The organism is Pseudomonas tohonis, from assembly GCF_012767755.2.
Lineage (GTDB): Bacteria > Pseudomonadota > Gammaproteobacteria > Pseudomonadales > Pseudomonadaceae > Metapseudomonas > Metapseudomonas tohonis.
The window spans coordinates 3231805-3247492 of record NZ_AP023189.1 but is presented as its reverse complement, the minus strand read 5'-3'; the positions used below and the strand labels follow the sequence as shown (position 1 = coordinate 3247492).

Below are 15688 nucleotides of genomic sequence, written 5' to 3'. Positions count from 1 at the left end.
CCTTTCATCCAAGCGTCGACAGGAAAGCAGCATGACTTCGTGGTCGCCCCAGCAGCGTCGCCCCGCCACCCCACCGGCTCCGGCCCGTCTTCCGTTGCACGCGCTGGGCCTGGCCATGGGCCTCGCTTTTTGCGCCGCACCGTTCGCCCAGCCGGCCCAGGCCGAGGCGCTCGCGCAGCAGGCCGCCACGCGCCAGTACGCCATCGGCCCCGGGCCGCTGGGCCATGTGCTCGCCCAGTTCGCCGCCCAGGCCGGCGTGCCGCTGTCCTTCCAGCAGGGCCTGCTGGATGGCCGGACAAGCCCCGGCCTGCAGGGCAGCTACGGCGTGCAGGACGGCTTCGCGGCGCTGCTCGCCGGCAGCGGCTACCAGCTCGCCAGCAGCGGTAGCGGTTACACCCTGGTACCCGTGGCCAATGATGGAAGCCTGGAGCTGGGCGCGACCACCATCAGCGACAGCGCGCTGCGCGGCGACGGCCTGCCGGAAAGCTACGCCGGCGGCCAGGTGGCACGCGGCGCGCGCATCGGCATGCTGGGCAACCAGGACATGCAGGACGTGCCCTTCAGCTTTTCCAGCTACACCCGCGAACTGATCGAGAACCGCCAGTCGCAGAACATCGGCGACGTGCTGCGCAGCGACCCGGCGGTGCGCCAGTCCTACGGCTTCGGCAACTTCTCCCAGGTGTTCGTGATCCGCGGCTTCGCCCTGTTCAGCGACGACATCGCCTTCAACGGCCTCTATGGCGTACTGCCCCGGCAGATCATCGCCACCGAGGCGGTGGAGCGCGTGGAGGTGTTCAAGGGCTCCAGCGCCTTCCTCAATGGCGTATCGCCCGGCGGCAGCGGCATCGGCGGCAACATCAACGTCGTGCCCAAGCGCGCCGAGGACGAGCCGACCCGCAGCCTGACCCTGGATTACGCCAGCGACGACCGCGTCGGCGGCCACGTCGACCTCGGCCAGCGGTTCGGCGAGGACGACCGCTTCGGCGTGCGGGTCAACATGGCCAAGCGCGACGGCGAGACGGCGGTGGACGACGAGCACCAGCACTTCAGCCTGTTCAGCGTCGGCCTCGACTACCGGGGCGACCGCCTGCGCCTGTCCGGCGATTTCGGCTACCAGAAGCAGCGCATCAACGACGGCCGCTCGGTCGTCTACCTGGTCACGCCACCGCCCCCGACCCTGACGAAGGTGCCCAAGGTGCCGGATGCCGACCACAGCTACTCGCAGCCCTGGGCCTGGTCGCAGCTGGAAGACACCTACGGCATGCTCAACGCCGAGTACGACTTCGACGACAGCTGGAGCGGCTACCTCTCCGTCGGCAGCAAGTACACCCGGGAGAATGGCGTGTATTCCTCCCTCTATGTCAGCGCGGCGGACGGCACCGGGCGCGTCGGCCGGCTCTATGCCCCGCGTGACGAGGAAAGCGACAGCCTGAGCAGTGGGCTGCGGGGCCACTTCGAGACCGGCGCGGTGACACATCAATTCAACGCCGGGCTGACGGGGAACTGGCGGGAATACCGCAGCGCCAACCAGTCCACCAGCGCCGGCAATCGCCTGCCGGGGAACCTCTACGACCCCTTCCCCAGCCCCGAACCGACGCCGACTCGCAACGGCGACCTTCACCACCCCGGCAAGACCGGCTCCAGCAAGGCACGCAGCGTGGCGGTGTCGGACACCCTCGGCTTCTTCGACGAGCGCGCGCTGCTGACCCTGGGCGTTCGCCGCCAGTCCATCGCCACCGATGGCTGGTCCACCGCGGGCGTTCGCACGTCCGACTACGACGCCTCGATCACCACGCCCGTGTACGGCCTGGTGCTCAAGGCCACCGACTCGATCTCCCTCTATGCCAACCGCATCGAAGGCCTGGCCCCCGGCCCGATCGCCCCCAGCACCGCGAGCAACTCGGGGCAGATGTTCGCGCCCTACCGCACCCGCCAGATCGAGGCCGGCATCAAGTTCGACCAGGGCACCTTCGGCGCCCAGCTCGGCGTGTACCGCATCGAACAGCCCCAGGGCATGACCAGTGGTGGCGTCTACAGCGTGGATGCCGAGCAGCGCAACAAGGGCATCGAGTTCAGCGTGTTCGGCGAGCCGACCCAGGGCCTGCGGCTGCTGGCCGGCGGCACCCTGATGGACACCGAGCTCACGGGGACGGCCAACGGCGCCAACGACGGCAACCGCGCCGTCGGCGTGCCGGAATTCCAGTACAACCTCAGCGCCGACTGGGATGTGCCCGGGGTGGACGGGCTGGCGGTCAATGCCCTGCTGCAACGCACCGGCGGCCAGTACTACGACTCGGGCAACACCCTGAGCATCCCCGCCTGGACCCGCATCGACCTGGGCGCGCGCTACGCCTTCACGCTGGATGAGCACGACATCACCCTGCGCGCCGGGCTGGAGAACCTGGCCAACGAGGACTACTGGGAATCCGCCTACGGCGGCTACCTGACCCAGGGCGCACCGCGCACCCTCAAGGTCTCGGCGACCCTCGACTTCTAGGTGGAGGCGACAGGCGGCTGAACCGGGCCACCCGCGCCTTGTCAGAAGGTCTGCACGATCACTGACAAGGAGTTCCCGACGTGGCCCTCATCGACTGCCCCGAATGCAAGCGTTCCATCTCCGACCAGGCCCCGAGCTGCCCGCAATGCGGCTATCCGATCAAGGGCGGCGCCAACCCGCGCCTGCTCTCGGAGAAGAACATCGGCCAGGTGGCCGGCGTGGCGGGTGTCTGGCTCGCCGCCCCCTGGGTGGCCCGTACCCTGGTCGCCGTGGTGCTGGTCATCGCCGGCACCCTCGCCTTCATCTACCGCTGACCGGAAAGCGGCGGCACCTTGCAGGGTGTGCCGCGCGCACCGAGAAGGTGATGCGTACCCAACGGCCAACCTGAGCCACTTGTGCGGCTTCAGAGGCCAGCTCCGTAGGGTGGGCCGGGCGGCGCTCCGCTTCAGCCCACCGTTCTTGCCTGGGATCGCCGCTCCACATTTCTTCGCTCGGTTCTGGATGCGCGTGGCCTTCCGCCGCATGGGTTTCGCTTCGCTCTACCCATCCTACGAACCGAGACTTCCGCACCATGCAGGTGGGGTCCTTCTCCAGGCTGAAGCCCGGGCTACAGGTCGGTATCGATTCCGGCGGCGCCCAGCATCCGCCGGTAATACCCGGCAAGCTGCCCGCTGGCATCCCAGGCATCCGCGCGGCACTCCTCCAGGGCGATGTGGCTGCCGGCACGGCAGCGGGTGCCCAGGCCGCACACGCGATAGAAGGTGTTGACCACCTCCACCATGGCTTCACGCTGGTTGCCCATGAGGATGGCGCCGTGGGCCAGCACCACGTGGCGACCATCGCTTTGCCGCCGACGCCAGCGCTGGGCGGTGCCCACCAGCTTGCGGCCCTCCAGGTTGACGTTGAAGCGGCCATCGCAGAAGGCACCCTCCACCTCGCCCAGCCCCGGCTCCAGGCCCAGGTCGGCCAGCCAGTCGCACAGGGGCTGGCACAGCCGCAGGTAGGCGGTCTCGATGCGCGTCAGCTCGTTCTCCTCACGCGGCACCGCATAGGCCAGGGCGACATTGAGCACCGCCGATGATTGCGGCACCGGCTCGCCCCCGGTGTCACGCAGGGCGATGGGCCACCCCTGTTCGAGGCAGGCGCGCTGGGCCACCTCGAAGGCCGGCAGGCGGCTCATGCGCCGGGGCATGACCAGCGCCGCGTGCAGCGGTCGCCACAGCAGCAGGCCGCTGTCGTGCTGCCCGTCGTAGATCCTGTCCAGCAGTTGCCGCTCCGCGTCCAGCCCTGCGCCCACCGTATGCCGCTGCATAATCGCCATCGCCTCGAATGCCTGGAGGGAGCCGATGCTACGCCGGCACCGGGCCCTTGCCCAGGCGAAGGGAGGCGCCTTTGATTCAAATAAATTGCACCGAACGAGCAATATTATTCATTGGCGGCATGGCTGATGCCGCCCGTAGCATGCGCACCATCTCGCCGCCCGGCCACGCCGGCTGCGGCAACGCTTGCACCACCCTTAGCCCTGTTCCATGTCAGGGATGGCACCCCTCCCGCGCACGCAGTGGGACTCCTGCAGGGCCCTTTATGGGCCTTTTTTTATCGCCCCGAACGACTGAAAAGCGAACGAACCCCGATGCACGAGAACCCGGACGCCCTCTGGCAGCGCTGGCGCAAGCGCCTGGCCCCCGCCCCACGTACCGCGCACCCCGGGGAATGGCTGCGTGCCGCATTGGGTGCCTGTATGGGGCTGGCGCTGTGCTGCATCGCCTGTAGCCATGTGTTCGGCAGCGAGATCACCCTGCGCCTGGCCGGCCCGCTCGGCGCCAGCTCGCTGCTGGTGTTCGCCGTCGCCTCCAGCCCGCTGGCGCAACCCTGGTCGGTGGTGATGGGCAACCTGGTGGCGGCCCTGGTGGGCACGGCCGCCGGGCTCTGGATCGACCACTCCGTGCTGGCCGCGACCCTGGGCCTGGCCGTGACCGTGCTGGCCATGTACGGCCTGCGCTGCCTCCACCCACCGGGTACGGCGCTGGCCGTGTCGGTGGCCCTGGGCGGCCCCGCGTTCGAAGCCCAGGGCTTCGCCGTCGCCTGGCCGGTGCTGCTCGGTTCCGCCCTGCTGGTGGCGGTCGCCCTGGCCTATAACCGCCTCACCCGCAGCGCCCTGAGCACCGCGACGAGCCAGGCCCGCGTCGGCCAGCACCTGACCGCCGACCCACTGCCCAGCGAGCGTGGCGTGTTTTCTGATGAAGACCTGGACCAGGCGCTCGAGGAGTTCGGCGAGTTCGTCGACATCACCCGCGACGACCTGGAGCGCCTGCTGCGCCAGACCGAACGCAACGCCCTGCGCCGCAGCGTGGGCCAGGTCACGGCCGGGCAGATCATGTCCCGCGACCTGCTCACCGCCACCGCGCAAACCACCCGCGAGCAGGCCTGGAAACTGTTCGAGAAGCACCACATCAAGGCGCTGCCGGTGCTCGACGAGCAGAAGCAGCTGGTGGGCATCGTCACCCCCGGCGACCTGTTCCGCCACGCCCGGGACGAGACGCCCGGCTCGCTGTTCGGCCGCCTGCGCCACCGCCCCGCCCCACGCCTGGGTGAACTCATGACCCGCTCGGTGCGCTGCGTGAAGCGCGATACCGATATCGGCGTGCTGGTGTCGATGCTCTCCGACCAGGGCCTGCACTGCCTGCCGGTGCTGGGTGACGACGAGAAGCTGGTGGGTCTGGTGACTCAGAGCGATCTGATCGGCGGCCTCTACCGCCATTGGCTCAAGGACCTCACCGCCCAGGCTCCGGCACCCGCGCTGAAGGTAGCGAGCTGAGGCTCACGCGGCCCCGTAGGGACGCCTCCCCCTTGCGGGGGTGACGGTGCAAACAGGGACGCTCCCCGCCACCTCGTCATCCTCGCGAACGCGGTGATCCACCGGACCAGCCCTGCGCAGGCTGGCCCTCAGAGCGTCGCTTCCCAGCGCTGCGACCAGTCGATGTCCTCGCTCACCACCTCGCGCAGCACGGCGATGGCCTGCTGCAGCAACGGTGAATCCTTGTCGCGGGAATAGACCAGGTAGGTCGGGTAGGTGAATTCGGGGGCGCGTTCCACGCGTTCGAGCTGGCCGCCGTCCAGGTAGCTCTGCACCACGCGGGTACGGAAATACCCCGAACCGCCGTGCTGGAGGATGAACTGCAGCGCCAGCGGCCCCAGGTTCACCGTCACTGCGGCGCGGGCCTTGTCCGGCAGCGCGGCGTCGTGCTGCTGGCGGAAGGTCGGGCCCCAGTCCACCTGCACGTAGGGCTCGGGGTGGGTGGTGGAACGGATCAGGATCAACTTCTCCTCCAGCAATTGCTCCACCTGCATGCCCGGCCAGTATTCGGGCTGGTAGACCAGCGCCGCATCCAGCAGGCCCAGCTCCAGCTGCTTCTGCAACTGCTGGCCGGGTGCGACCTCGACGCGTACCGCGTGGGAAGGAATGCGCTCGCGCAAGCGGCTCATCCAGCCCAGCAGCAGCGGGTTACTCAGGCTCTGTTCGCCGCCGATGGCGAGCAGGTCGCGGTAGCCCTTGGGCAGCGGCAGGTCGCGCCTTGCGGCCTCCCAGGTCTGCACCAGTTGCGTGGCATGGCCGATGAACACCTCGCCTTCGGCCGTCAGCCGTGCGCCGGCACGGTTGCGCACGAAGAGCTTGCAGCCCAGCTGGTTCTCCAGGTTCTGCACCCGCGCGGTGATCGCCGTCTGGGTCACGTGCAGGCGCTCGGCAGCGGCGACGAAGCTGCCGCTGCGGACGATTTCGAGGAAGGTGCGCGCCAGGTCGATGTCCACGGTGCCGACTCGTTCGAGAAAGCCGGCATGTTAACAAGGGCCCATTATCGATGCGCGTACCGGAAACATTCCCCGATATAGCGCAAGCAAATTCCTCGGAACAAACCTACCCCCCAAACGACTTTCCCTACGCTTCGCGTGATTCCGGGCTCCCATTCCGCTTAGAGCGCCCTCGCTATCATCGCGCCCGCTCCGCTGAGGTGGGATGCAGCTTTCATTGTCGGGCTGCCAAACGTCACTCAGCTCTGGCTTCGACTCTTTGAGGTCAACCTTCAAACAGGCGCGTGGAGCCGCGCCAACTAGGAGAGCTACATGAAGAAATTTCTCACCGCCAGCGCGGCACTGATCGGCTTCGGCCTGAGCAGCCTGGCATTCGCAGTCGACGGCACCATCGCCATCAAGGGTGAGGTCTCCAGCAGCACCTGCGGTATCCAAAGCGACTTCATCAACCAGGCCGTACAACTGGCGCCGGTATCCCAGAGCTCCCTCGCTCCGGGCCAGAACGCCGGCCTCAAGCCCTTCGCGATCGCGCTTGCCAACTGCGCCGCGGGCACCAAGGTCAAGACCCACTTCGAGTTCGGGCCCAACGTAGATCCCACCACTGGCACCCTGAAGAACCAACTCACAGGCGCGGATGCCTCCAACGTGGTGGTCCAGTTGTTCAACAGCGACCAACAGCCCATCCGCGTGGGTAACGACACCAACCTCAAGGAAGGGACCGCCGATAGCAACGGCGAAGCCGTCATGAGCTTCTTCGCGGCCTACCTGGCTCCGGCCGGTGAAACAATCAAACCCGGCCAGGTCAGCACCAGCGTCACCTACACCATGAGCTACGAGTAACGCCGTCGACCCGCCCGGGCCTCCCGGGCGCACACTTTCCCAACCCATGGCGCTGTTGCACGACCACCTTCCAGGCCCCCGTGCAAAACGGGCCAGCTCCACGGAATAATCGCGCGGTCTGAACGACCTTTCCTACACCCCTCGAAGATGCGGGACTCCATTCGACCTAAAAAGCCCTCGCTATTATCGCCTTCGCTCCGCTGTATTGGGATCAAGCCTGCTGTTTTCGAGGCTGTACCGTCACCCAGCTCTGGTTCCGACTTTTGAGTCCCCCTTTAAACAGGCGCGTGGAGCCAGGCGCCAACAAGGAGAGCTACATGAAGAAATTTCTCACCGCCAGCGCAGTACTGATCGGCGTCGGCCTGAGCAGCCTGGCGCTCGCAGTCGACGGCACCATCGCCATCAAGGGTGAGGTCTCCAGCAGCACCTGTGGCATTGAAAGCAACTTCATAAACCAGGCCGTACAACTGGAGCCGGTGTCCCAGAGCTCCCTCGCTCCGGGCCAGAACGCTGGCCTCAAGCCCTTTTTGATCGCGCTTACCAACTGCGCCGCGGGCACCAAGATCAAGACCCACTTCGAGTTCGGGCCCAACGTAGATCCCACCACTGGCACCCTGAAGAACCAACTCACAGGCGCGGATGCCTCCAACGTAGTGGTCCAGTTGTTCAACAGCGACCAACAGCCCATCCGCGTGGGTAGCGATACCAACCTCAAGGAAGGGATCGCCGACAGCAACGGCAAAACCTTCATGGGCTTCTTCGCGGCCTACCTGGCTCCGGCCGGTGAAACAATCAAACCAGGCCAGGTCAGCACCAGCGTCACCTACACCATGAGCTACGAGTAACGCCTTCGACTCGCCCGGGACTCCGGGCGAGTCATTCCTGCGACACCCCGCCTCGCCTCCGCGTTATTCCACTTCCCCCTTTGCGGCCGAGCTGCCAATGGGCTTTAAGTCAGGCCAACCCTCGCCCTGGGCCTTCCCTGCCGCTCAGATCAGCTCCACGGAATAAACTTGCAGCCTGAGCGACCTTTCCTACACCCCTCGTAGCTCCGGGACTCCATTCGGCCTAGATGGCCCTCGTTATCATTGCGCTCGCTCCGCTGAAGTGCGATCCAGCTCTCATTTTCGAGGCTGCGCCGTCACTCAGCTCTGGTTCCGACTCTTGAGGTCAACCTTTAATCCGGCGCGTGGAGCCAGGCGCCATCAAGGAGAGCTACATGAAGAAGTTTCTCACCGCCAGCACGGCACTGATTGGCTTCGGCCTGAGCAGCCTGGCGCTTGCAGTCGACGGCACCATCACCATCAAGGGCGAGGTCTCCAGCAAGAGCTGCACCATCGCAAGCCCGTCCCTCAACCAGAGCGTGCAACTGGCACCGGTATCGCAGAGCTCGCTGGCTGCGGGCCAGAACGCCAGCTTCAAGCCCTTCATGATCGAGCTCTCAGGCTGCAGCGTGGGCACCAAGGTCAAGGCCAACTTCGAGATCGGGCCGAACGTGGACGCCGCCAACGGCACCCTGAAGAACGAGCTCACAGGTGCGGATGCCTCCAACGTGGCAGTCCAGCTGTTCAACGCTGACCAGCAGCCTATCAACCTGGGCAACAACGACAACAGCAAAGAGGTGGTCGTCACAGGCGGCGGCAATACCACCCTGGCCTTCTTCGCGGCCTACCTGGCTCCGGCCAGTGAACAGGTCAAGCCGGGCCAGGTCAGCACCAGCGTCACCTACACCATGAGCTACGAGTAACACCCCCGACTCGCCCGGGACGCCCGGGCGAGTCAATCACGCGACACCCCGCCCCAACCTCCCCCGCCGTTCCAACTTCCCCCACCTTCATCGAGCTGCCGGACGAGCCGTCATGCCTCCTCGGGCACGTCGAAGCGCACCGCCTTGGCGCCGTAGCGCCAGATCGCCTCGCCCAGCAGACGCGCGCTGCAGGAGTCGCCCTCCAGCGCGGCCTGTGCCGCATCGGCTGATACCCAGCGGCTGCGCTGGATCAACCAGCGGCCATCGGCGCTGGTTTCCAGGCTGGTGGAAAGCAGCCCCACCTGGGACTTGAGGCAGGCCGCCAAACGCACGCCCAGGTCCTCCACCAGTGCTGGCAGGCAGGCCGGATCGGCCGAGAAATGAATGGATGAAACGACGCCCTGCAACTGCTCGTTGGTCATGCCGAGACTCCTTCTACCGTTGTGCAATGCTGGCGGCGAGGGTAAAACCTAAACTTAACTTTAGGTCAAGAGGACGCAAGCAATGCCAAAGGTGACGGCGAGCAACATCGGCAAGGCGCTGACGGTGGGCCAGGTGGCCGAGCGCAGCGGGGTGGCCGTGTCCACCCTGCACTTCTACGAAACCAAGGGGCTGATCAGCAGCACCCGCAACGCCGGCAACCAGCGCCGCTATCCGCGCGAGGTGCTGCGCCGGGTGGCGGTGATCAAGGTGGCCCAGCGCCTGGGCATCCCGCTGGCGTCCATCCGCGCCGCGTTGATGACGCTGCCGGAAGGCCGCACGCCCACCGCCGCCGACTGGCATGCGCTTTCGGCACGCTGGCAGGCCGAGCTGGACGAACGCATCCGCCGCCTCACCCAACTGCGCGACCAGCTCGACGGCTGCATCGGTTGCGGCTGCCTGACCATGGAGGTCTGCCCCCTGCGCAACCCGGGTGACGAGCTCTCGGATCTCGGCAGCGGCCCGCTGCTGCTGGAGACCGATGACGCATCCGAGTGACCGATTATCGAACGGAATAACCGATGCCCGATTGCCCGCCCCACAGCCTTCGATTGATTAAAGTAACCAGTTAGTACATTTTCCCATTCCAGCCCCGCCCGCGTTCCCGGCAGGGGCTCATGACAATGGAGAAATGCCCCTGATGTCCCCCACCCTGCTGGTCCTCAACGGCCCCAACCTGAACCTGCTCGGCACCCGCGAGCCGGCGACCTATGGCCACGAAACCCTCGCCGATATCGATCGGCTGTGCCAGGAAACCGCTGCCGCGCTGGGCCTGGAAGCCGAGTGCCGCCAGACCAACCACGAAGGCCAGCTGATCGACTGGATCCACCAGGCACGTGGCCGTTGCGCCGGCATCCTGATCAACCCCGGCGCCTGGACCCACACCTCCGTGGCCATCCGCGACGCCCTGGTGGCCAGCGAGTTGCCGGTGATCGAGGTGCACCTCTCCAACGTCCACAAGCGCGAAGCATTCCGCCAGCACTCCTTCGTCTCCGGCATCGCCGTCGGGGTGATCTGCGGCCTGGGCAGCGACGGCTACCGGGCCGGCGTGCAGCATTTCGGCAAGCTGTTGAAGGGGTGACGCCATGACCGCACACGCAAGCGTACTCGCCGGCCTGATCGGCTCCGGCATCCAGGCCTCGCGCACCCCCGCCCTGCACGAGCGCGAAGGTGACGCCCAGAGCCTGCGCTACCTCTACCGGCTGATCGACCTCGACCCGCTCCAGCTCGACGTCAGCGCCCTGCCCCAGTTGCTGGAAGCCGCCGAGCGCACCGGCTTCACCGGGCTCAACATCACCTTTCCCTGCAAGCAGGCGGTCATCCCGCTGCTCGACGAACTGTCCCCCGAGGCCGAGGGCATCGGGGCGGTGAACACCGTGGTGCTGCGCGACGGCCGTCGTGTCGGCCACAACACCGACTGCCTGGGCTTCGCCGAAGGCTTCCGCCGTGGGCTGGGCGATGTCGAACGCCGCCGGGTGGTGCAGATGGGTGCCGGGGGTGCCGGGGCTGCGGTGGCCCATGCCCTGCTCGCCGAGGGCGTCGGCCAACTGCTGGTCTTCGACGTCGACGCCGAGCGCGCCCACGCCCTGGCGAGCAGCCTGGAGCGACGCTTCGGCACCGGCCGTGCCCGCGCCGGTGACGACCTGCCCGACGCACTCGCGAATGCCGACGGCCTGGTCAACACCACGCCCATGGGCATGGCCAAGCTGCCCGGCACGCCGGTGCCCGCCGCACTGCTGCGCCCCGCGCTATGGGTCGCCGAAATCGTCTACTTCCCGCTGGAGACCCAATTGCTCAAGGACGCCCGCGCCCTCGGCTGCCGCACGCTGGATGGCGGCACCATGGCGGTGTTCCAGGCGGTAAAGGCCTTCGAACTGTTCAGTGGCGCCAAGGCCGATGCCCAGCGCATGCTCGAGCACTTCCGCAGTCTCGACGCCTGATCAGGGCTCGAGGTCGAACAGCGCCTGGCCGCTTTCCATGTCGAATGGCGCGGAAAAGTGGTCATGGACGATGCGCCACTGCCCGCCGATGCGCTGGTAGCCGCAGGTGACGCGCATCCAGCTGCGCTGTTCGACCCCTTCGGCGTTGGTGCCGCCACACAGGCAGAGAAAGTGGGCGAAGCCGACATCACCGCTGGCGCGGATCGTCACGTGCTGCGGGTCGAAGATCGACGAGCCCTGGCACACCTCCATGCAGTAGGCCCAATGCGCGCCATAGGCCTCACGGCCGACGAACTGCAACCGCAGGATGGCGTCGTAGGCCACCACCTCCTGGGCGTAGAAGCCTACGATGCGCGCGACGTCCTTGCTGCGTACCGCCTCGGCCCAGTCGGCCAGCAGGGCATGCAGTTGCTCGACGGCCTGTTCGTTGCTGCTCATGGTGCTTCTCCTCGGTTCGTAGCCCGGGCCTCAGCCCCGGTTCCCGTGCCTGCCACGGGTGAATCCGTCACGACGCCAACTCCGCCAGGCGCCGTTCGATGAAACGCCGCTCGGTGTCCTGGCGGGTCAACCCCAGCGCCACCTGGTAGGCGGCCCGTGCCTCGGTGCGGCGCCCCAGCCGCCGGTAGAGATCGGCGCGGGCCGAGTGCGCCAGCTGGTAATCACGCAGCTCGCCGCGTTCGAGAATGGCCTCGATCAACGCCAATCCGGCTTCCGGCCCCTGGAGCATGGCCACCGCCACCGCGCGGTTGAGTTCGATGACGGGCGAGCCGATCCCCCGTTGCAGCACGCCATAGAGCGCGACGATCTGCGCCCAGTCGGTCGCCTCGGCCGTGGTGGCGCTGGCGTGCACGGCGGAAATGGCCGCCTGCAGCGTGTACATGCCGATGCGTCGCGAGGCCAGGGCGCGCTCCACCAGGGCGCAGCCCTCGAGGATCTGCTCGCGACTCCACAGCGCACGGTCCTGGTCCTCCAGCAGCACCAGCTCGCCCTCGGCGCCGGTGCGTGCCTGGCGTCGCGAGTCGTGCAGCAGCATCAGCGCCAGCAGGCCCATGACTTCTGAATCCGGCAGCAGCTCCAGCAACAGGCGGCCCAGGCGGATGGCTTCGGCCGACAGGTCGGCGCGGGTCAGGGAGTCGCCGGAGGTGGCCGAATAACCTTCGTTGAACACCAGGTAGATGACCCGCAGCACGTTATCCAGCCGCTCCGGCAACTCGCCCATGGACGGCACCTGGTAGGGAATGCGTGCATCGCGGATCTTCGCCTTGGCGCGGACGATGCGCTGGGCGATGGTCGAGGGCGTGGCGAGAAAGGCCCGGGCGATCTCCTCGGTCTTCAGGTCGCAGACCTCGCGCAGGGTCAGCGGCACCTGCGCGTCCGCCGGCAGCGCCGGGTGGCAGCAGGTGAAGATCAGGCGCAGGCGGTCGTCTTCCACATCCTCGATCTCCTCGGGCTCGTCGCGCTCCAGTTCGATGATCAACTGCGCCTGGCGCGCATCGAAACGGGCACGTCGGCGCAGCGCGTCGATGGCCTTGAAACGCCCCGCCGACACCAGCCAGGCGCGCGGGTTGGCCGGCACGCCGTCGACGGGCCACTGCTCAACGGCGGCGATGAAGGCGTCGTGCAACGCCTCCTCGGCCAGCTCGAAATCACCCAGCAGGCGGATCAGCGTCGCCAGCACCCGGCGCGACTCCTCGCGGTAGACCGCCTCCACCCGCTGGCGGGCCTGCGTCAGCGCCATCAGTCGCCCCCGGCCCGGGCCGAGCAGCAGTCATGGCGCGGCCCCGCACCTTCGTAGCGGTCGTGGTGGCGCACCCAATCCATGATTTCGTCCTCGTCACGGCCCTTGGGCAGCAGGTCGAGGAAGTTGTAGGTGCCCACCAGCATGTCCAACCCGCGCGCGTAGGTGGAATAGGTGTGGAACACCTCGCCCGACGGCAGGCGGAAGAACACGCTGAGGCCGGGCATCTCCTCCCCCGGGTCGCGGCTGGTGTCGTAGTTGTAGCGGGCGGTGCCGGCGGCGATCGCCTCGGGCGTGGCGCTGACGCCGAAGTCGGCGTTGAAATCGCAGCCGTGGGAAGACACCCACTTGAACTGCCAGCCCATGCGCCGCTTGAAGTCCTGGAACGCCTGCCAGGGCGCGCGCGAGACCGCCACCAGGCTGACGTCGTGATGGGCCAGGTGCAGGTTGGCACCGTCGAAATGGTCGGCGAGGAAGGAGCAGCCATCGCATCCCTCCTCCCACCCCGGCCCGAACATGAAGTGATAGACCACCAGGGTGCTGCGACCGGCGAACAACTGGTCGAGCGTCTCCGTCCCCGTGGGGCCTTCGAAGCGGTAGGCGTCGCTCACCCGCTCCCAGGGCAGCTCGCGGCGCGCGGCGCTGAGCTCGTCACGCAGGCGGGTGAAGGCCTTCTCCTTGCGCAGCAATTGCTTGCGGGCCTCCAGCCACTGTTCATGGCTGACGACGGGGTGCGATTCGATCTTCATGGGGGTTCCTCCGTTTTCAGAGCCGGGGCAGTTCCTTGATCGGGCGGATCTCGATGCAGCCCAGGCGGGCCGGGGGGATCTTCGCGGCGATCTGGATGGCCTCGTTGAGGTCCTTGGCATCGATCAGGTAGAAGCCGCCCAGTTGCTCGCGGGTCTCGGCGAAGGGGCCGTCGGTGATCGACAGCTTGTCGCCCTGCAGGCGCAACGTGGTGGCGGTCTGGGTGGATTGCAGCGCCTCGGCGGCGATGTACTGGCCGCTGCGTTGCAGGCGCTGCTCGTAGTCCATGCAGTGGCCGACGATGGATTCGTACTGCTCGGCGGGCATGGAATCGAGCACGGTCTCGTCGAAATAGATCAGGCACAGGTACTTCATCGTTCGCTCCTTGTTGATGGGCTTGCATCCCTGGTCGAACGGGGGACGGCCGGATCGACAGGCCGGAAGAAAAAAAGTCGTCCAAGCATAGACAGGGATAGTCCACCCACCCTCGCCCGCGCCTTCGACCGATTGGTGCTAAGCCGCGCTCGCCCTATAACGTCCGCCTGCGCGGGCCTCCGGGGCAGGCTATGCGAAGGGTTCGCGACGACGCGACTCGGCCCGCTGCAGCGTGGCGCTCGGCGTCTCACCGAAGAGCTTGCGGTACTCCACCGAGAACCGCCCGAGGTGGCCGAACCCCCAGCCCATGGCGATCACCGAGATGTTGCGGGCGGAGCGGTCCTCCAGGATCTCCTGGCGCACCGCACCGAGACGGTGCTTCTTCAGGTAGGCCATGGGCGAGACGCCGTAGTACTTGCGGAAGGCCTCGAACAGCTTGAACCGCGACACCCCGGCGGCGCTCTCCACATCCTCCAGGCGCAGCGCCTCGCGGGCGTGGCTGTGGATGTAGTCGCGCGCCCGCACCAGGTAGTGCGGCACCTTGAGCCCCAGCACCTGGCGCAGCTCCTCGGAGTAGTTGCTCGGCTGGGCCAGGATCAGCCCCTTGAGCAACGCGCTCTCCAGGTCACGGCTGAACAGCGGCTGGCCGTAGAGCCCGCCGTGCTCCATCTCATCGAGGATGTGCCGAGCCATGCGCCACCACGAGGCGGCGGCACCCTCCACCGCATCCATCAGCGGCTCGAAACGCAACGGTTCCTCCACCGGCCGCTGCAACATGCCCTCCAGCACCTCGCGCATCGCGGCGCGGGTGATCACCACCTGCAGCTTGCGGCAGTCGCCGGTGATGCTCAGCTCCTGGCTGCGGTTGGGCGCGACGATCACCGCCTGGTCGCGGTCCGAGCGCAACGCCGCCCCGTCGCAGCGCAACTCCTGCTCACCGCACAGGGGCAGGCTCAGGCTGTAGCTGTTGAAACCCTCGATATCGGCCACGGCCACCGTCACGTCGGTGCCGTATTCGATGATGCCGAGGGTGGTGGACATCGACCGCAGCACGTTGCCGCTGTGGTGGAAGCGGATCCGGTTGGGGCGGCTGGCATCGAGCTGGTGCGGTCCGCAGATGCCCGCCATCCAGGAGCGGGCACCCGCCAGGTCGAAACGATCGGCACGGATATCACGGAAATGCGATTCGGGCGGGTTCATCACGGGCACTCTCAAGGCTGTTGTTCCGCGCGCTCTGACGGCGCGTCGTCGTCCGAGGACGCAAGCACCATGCCACGCATGCTCGGCAAAGCCCACCCGCCCACTATCCGGACAGCATTCGCCAACTTTGCGGACAACCACCGGCACGCGCGGCTGCCCGCCACGCCCCATGCGCCCCCGCGGCCGCCTCACGCTGGGTAGTAGCTACCCAAGCGGTGTTACGCCACCCGGAATTAACGGATCGCCTTCCTCGACAAAGCGGATAGACCGGCCGACGCGGCGCTCCGTTAAATGTGCCGACCGATTCGCCCGAT

At 67.1% G+C, this 15688-nt stretch carries 17 protein-coding genes; 9 read left to right on the top strand and 8 right to left on the bottom strand.

The annotated features are described in order from the left end of the window. Positions 1-31 precede the first annotated feature (31 nt). Positions 32-2497 (top strand): TonB-dependent receptor, encoded by a 2466-nt coding sequence (locus HSX14_RS14880; protein ID WP_173178682.1) that lies wholly within the window; start codon positions 32-34, stop codon positions 2495-2497. A gap of 80 nt (positions 2498-2577) precedes the next feature. After that, positions 2578-2811, top strand: a complete 234-nt coding sequence (locus tag HSX14_RS14875) for a zinc ribbon domain-containing protein (protein ID WP_173178683.1) — start codon at positions 2578-2580, stop codon at positions 2809-2811. Between the two features lie 293 nt (positions 2812-3104). On the opposite strand, the gene HSX14_RS14870 is transcribed toward HSX14_RS14875, so the two are convergent. Next, a complete protein-coding gene (locus HSX14_RS14870) occupies positions 3105-3818 on the bottom strand; it encodes a lipoate--protein ligase family protein (RefSeq protein WP_173178684.1) in 714 nt (237 codons plus the stop codon). Between the two features lie 312 nt (positions 3819-4130). Here HSX14_RS14870 and HSX14_RS14865 point away from each other — a divergent pair, with 312 nt between their 5' ends. Then, complete coding sequence (locus HSX14_RS14865) at positions 4131-5315, top strand: HPP family protein (RefSeq protein ID WP_173178685.1); 1185 nt, start codon at positions 4131-4133, stop codon at positions 5313-5315. Positions 5316-5443: 128 nt separating this feature from the next. Here HSX14_RS14865 and HSX14_RS14860 read toward each other — a convergent pair whose 3' ends face one another. Then, on the bottom strand, positions 5444-6307 hold the full coding sequence (locus HSX14_RS14860) for a LysR family transcriptional regulator (RefSeq protein WP_173178686.1): 864 nt from the start codon (positions 6305-6307) through the stop codon (positions 5444-5446). 312 nt (positions 6308-6619) lie between these two features. On the opposite strand from HSX14_RS14860, the gene HSX14_RS14855 reads away from it, so the two are divergent. The 3 genes from HSX14_RS14855 (at position 6620) to HSX14_RS14845 (ending at position 8894) form a co-directional block, all read left to right on the top strand. Beyond that, entirely contained in the window at positions 6620-7147 is a 528-nt protein-coding gene (locus tag HSX14_RS14855) for a fimbrial protein (protein ID WP_173178687.1), read from the top strand. A 317-nt stretch (positions 7148-7464) separates the two neighbouring features. Continuing rightward, on the top strand, positions 7465-7992 hold the full coding sequence (locus tag HSX14_RS14850) for a fimbrial protein (protein WP_173178688.1): 528 nt from the start codon (positions 7465-7467) through the stop codon (positions 7990-7992). A 374-nt stretch (positions 7993-8366) separates the two neighbouring features. Then, positions 8367-8894: a fimbrial protein gene (locus tag HSX14_RS14845; RefSeq protein ID WP_173178689.1), complete on the top strand. Its 528-nt coding sequence runs from the start codon at positions 8367-8369 to the stop codon at positions 8892-8894. Between the two features lie 110 nt (positions 8895-9004). Here the strand turns inward: HSX14_RS14845 and HSX14_RS14840 are convergent, their stop codons facing one another. Continuing rightward, entirely contained in the window at positions 9005-9316 is a 312-nt protein-coding gene (locus tag HSX14_RS14840) for a hypothetical protein (RefSeq protein WP_173178690.1), read from the bottom strand. An 82-nt stretch (positions 9317-9398) separates the two neighbouring features. Between HSX14_RS14840 and soxR the strand changes: the two genes are divergently transcribed. The 3 genes from soxR to HSX14_RS14825 all read left to right on the top strand — a co-directional run bounded on the left by soxR (position 9399) and on the right by HSX14_RS14825 (position 11314). Beyond that, positions 9399-9872: a redox-sensitive transcriptional activator SoxR gene (gene soxR, locus HSX14_RS14835; RefSeq protein ID WP_173178691.1), complete on the top strand. Its 474-nt coding sequence runs from the start codon at positions 9399-9401 to the stop codon at positions 9870-9872. A gap of 142 nt (positions 9873-10014) precedes the next feature. Continuing rightward, complete coding sequence (gene aroQ / locus HSX14_RS14830) at positions 10015-10455, top strand: type II 3-dehydroquinate dehydratase (RefSeq protein ID WP_173178692.1); 441 nt, start codon at positions 10015-10017, stop codon at positions 10453-10455. 4 nt (positions 10456-10459) lie between these two features. Further along, positions 10460-11314 (top strand): shikimate dehydrogenase, encoded by an 855-nt coding sequence (locus tag HSX14_RS14825; protein ID WP_173178693.1) that lies wholly within the window; start codon positions 10460-10462, stop codon positions 11312-11314. On the opposite strand, the gene HSX14_RS14820 is transcribed toward HSX14_RS14825, so the two are convergent. The 5 genes from HSX14_RS14820 to HSX14_RS14800 all read right to left on the bottom strand — a co-directional run bounded on the left by HSX14_RS14820 (position 11315) and on the right by HSX14_RS14800 (position 15374). Continuing rightward, entirely contained in the window at positions 11315-11752 is a 438-nt protein-coding gene (locus tag HSX14_RS14820) for a YybH family protein (protein WP_173178694.1), read from the bottom strand. It abuts the gene before it with no gap. A 67-nt stretch (positions 11753-11819) separates the two neighbouring features. Continuing rightward, a complete protein-coding gene (locus HSX14_RS14815) occupies positions 11820-13052 on the bottom strand; it encodes an RNA polymerase sigma factor (protein WP_173178695.1) in 1233 nt (410 codons plus the stop codon). Then, a complete protein-coding gene (locus tag HSX14_RS14810; RefSeq protein ID WP_173178696.1) occupies positions 13052-13801 on the bottom strand; it encodes a DUF899 domain-containing protein in 750 nt (249 codons plus the stop codon). The genes HSX14_RS14815 and HSX14_RS14810 overlap by 1 nt, the downstream gene beginning before the upstream one ends. A gap of 16 nt (positions 13802-13817) precedes the next feature. Then, positions 13818-14174 (bottom strand): YciI family protein, encoded by a 357-nt coding sequence (locus tag HSX14_RS14805; RefSeq protein WP_173178697.1) that lies wholly within the window; start codon positions 14172-14174, stop codon positions 13818-13820. A 189-nt stretch (positions 14175-14363) separates the two neighbouring features. After that, complete coding sequence (locus tag HSX14_RS14800) at positions 14364-15374, bottom strand: AraC family transcriptional regulator (RefSeq protein ID WP_173178698.1); 1011 nt, start codon at positions 15372-15374, stop codon at positions 14364-14366. Positions 15375-15688: the final 314 nt, after the last annotated feature.